Here is a 2,911-nt window from a genome sequence, read left to right on the forward strand (position 1 = left end):
AATGAAAAGATATTTTCTAAGTAGTTTATTGTTAATATTCAGTTGGTTTTGTTATGGGCTAACAGACATCCCGGAATTTGCACATCGTGTTATCGACACGACTCAAACTTTAACCGATTCTCAAAAAGAGTCATTAGAATCAAGCCTAATTGGCTTTGAAAAGCCTCGAACAGATGGTGCCCAGATAGCGGTTTTAATGATTCCCAAACTGGATGATGAAACGGTAGAACAATACGCAGATAGAGTCTTTATTCAATGGAAAATCGGTCGAAAAGGACAAGACAATGGTATTTTATTACTTATTGTTAAAGATGATAAACGTATGCGAATTGAGGTTGGCTATGGGCTTGAAGGAACTATTACTGACTTAGTGGCCAGTAAAATTATTCGTGAACAATTAGCGCCAGAATTTCGACAAAATAACTATTATCAAGGAATTGATAATGCCTTATCTGCACTGAAACAAAAAATCGATAATCCTGCCCCGAAAAGTGAAGATAACGAACAAGGCTTTAACTTGTTATCATCAGAAGATTTTACTTCCATGTTGAGTAATTATGCGCTGGTGTCATTCGTTATTTGTCTTATACTTGCCAAATTATTGTATCGTAAAGATAAAACCAATCAATGTCTTCTTACTGGTTTATTTAACGCTCTATCTGTTGGTGGATTTACCCTTTGGCATATGCGCGATATATTTATTATAGTATTTATCATGTTTGTGGTATTTATTTTGAGTACCATTGCCAGCCGCATTGTGACTCCCGGAGCAGGCGGCGGAAGAGGAAATCATCGAGGAGGAGGCGGTTTTGGTGGTTCTAGCGGTGGCTTCGGCGGAGGTGGTGGCTTTAGCGGCGGCGGTGGTGGTCGCAGTGGTGGCGGTGGCGCTTCCGGTAGCTGGTAAATAGGATAAAAAATAAGGCGCTATATGCGCCTTAATCATATCGATTAATAGCAGTTTATTTTTTACAACAATCGCTAGCCACATCATTTGGGAACAGCAAACCCCACAATTTAAGCAAAAGAACTATTATCAAGGTATTAATGATGCAATTTCGGTATTAAAAGATGTCATAATGGGTAATGAAATTCATCCAGAGAAACAAACCCAGAATAATTATAGAATTAGGTTAAGTGAAATGTTAGATATGATGTTTAACTGGATTATTCAACAAAGCTGGAAAGTGTTTTCTTTTTTGTTTGTTCGTTTTCACGGTTAAATTCGAAAAAAGTGAATTTAAACGCATTATCATCACATCACTATCAAATAGTTTGTTTCTCCTTATTGTAACTTGGTATGTTCACGATTTTAGTTACTTATATCTTACCGATGTCGTTTTTATTTTTGGTATAAATTATGTGTTTGCTAACTTGTTATTCATCGCTATCAGTCGTAAAAACGGCATAAGAAGAAGTCGTAGCGGGAGTGGCAGAAGCAGTCGATCTTCATATAGCTATTCGAGTGCCGAGGCGGAGGTGGCGGCCGCAGTGGCGGTGCATCTGGTCGTTGGTAATGAGATGAACAAAGATCATACTCATTAAGTTTTAATAGTAAGATTTTGATTTGACTATATAATAGTTTTATTTAGCGTTGTTAGTCATGAGGCAGAAAATATAATGAAAAGATATTTTCTAAGTAGTTTATTGTTAACATTCAGTTGGTTTTGTTATGGGCTAACTGACATCCCGGAATTTGCACATCGTGTTATCGACACGACTCATACTTTAACCGATTCTCAAAAAGAGTCATTAGAATCAAGCCTAATTGGCTTTGAAAAGCCTCGAACAGATGGTGCCCAGATTGCGGTTTTAATGATTCCCAAACTGGATGATGAAACGGTAGAACAATACGCAGATAGAGTCTTTATTCAATGGAAAATCGGTCGAAAAGGACAAGACAATGGTATTTTATTACTTATTGTTAAAGATGATAAACTCATGCGAATTGAGGTTGGCTATGGGCTTGAAGGAACTATTACAGACTTAGTGGCCAGTAAAATTATTCGTGAGCAATTAGCACCACAATTTCGACAAAATAACTATTATCAGGGTATTGATAATGCCTTATCTGTGCTAAAACAAAAAATCGATAATCCTACCTCGAAATGTGAAGATAATGAACAAGGCCTTAGGATTGAACAGTTATTTACAGAAAACTTTGCTTATTATGCGCTGGTGTCATTCGTTATTTGTTTTATACTTGCCAAATTATTATATCGTAAAGATAAAACCAAACAATGTTTACGTACTGGTTTATTTAACGCATTATCTGTTGCTGGATACACTCTTTGGCATGTGGAATATATACTTGAGATAGCATTTTTGATGTTTATTATAATGTGTGTCGTATTTGGTTTAAGTACCATGGCTAGCGGCATTTTAACTCCCGGAGCTGGCGGAGGAGGAAATAGTCGCGGAGGAAGTGACGATTTTGGTGATTCTAGCGGTGGTTTTAGCGATAGCGGCGGCTTTAGCGGCGGCGGTGGTGGCCACAGTGGTGGTGGCGGTGCATCTGGTCGTTGGTAATGAGATGAACAAAGATCATACTCTTTAAGTTTTAATAGTAAGATTTTGATTTGACTATATAATAGTTTTATTTAGCGTTGTTAGTCATGAGGCAGAAAATATAATGAAAAGATATTTTCTAAGTAGTTTATTGTTAATATTCAGTTGGTTTTGTTATGGGCTAACAGACATCCCGGAATTTGCACATCGTGTTATCGACACGACTCAAACTTTAACCGATTCTCAAAAAGAGTCATTAGAATCAAGCCTAATTGGCTTTGAAAAGCCTCGAACAGATGGTGCCCAGATAGCGGTTTTAATGATTCCCAAACTGGATGATGAAACGGTAGAACAATACGCAGATAGAGTCTTTATTCAATGGAAAATCGGTCGAAAAGGACAAGAC

4 protein-coding genes are annotated in these 2,911 nt (G+C 37.3%); all 4 read left to right on the plus strand.

Going from position 1 to position 2,911, the window contains the following annotated elements; genetic code table 11:
• On the plus strand, positions 1-904 hold a 904-nt coding region (locus A9G07_RS10830), incomplete at its 5' end, for a TPM domain-containing protein (RefSeq protein WP_065735150.1).
• 296 nt (positions 905-1,200) lie between these two features.
• Positions 1,201-1,542 carry a hypothetical protein gene (locus A9G07_RS11965; RefSeq protein WP_141677516.1) on the plus strand — a complete coding sequence of 114 codons (342 nt, stop codon included), beginning with the start codon at positions 1,201-1,203 and terminating at the stop codon, positions 1,540-1,542.
• A 75-nt stretch (positions 1,543-1,617) separates the two neighbouring features.
• Entirely contained in the window at positions 1,618-2,526 is a 909-nt protein-coding gene (locus tag A9G07_RS10835) for a TPM domain-containing protein (protein WP_065735151.1), read from the plus strand.
• Positions 2,527-2,629: 103 nt separating this feature from the next.
• Positions 2,630-2,911: TPM domain-containing protein (locus A9G07_RS10840; RefSeq protein WP_176713974.1), on the plus strand; the 282-nt coding region annotated here is incomplete at its 3' end.

The organism is Gilliamella sp. wkB72, assembly GCF_001693745.1.
GTDB classification, from domain to species: Bacteria; Pseudomonadota; Gammaproteobacteria; order Enterobacterales; family Orbaceae; genus Gilliamella; species Gilliamella apicola_E.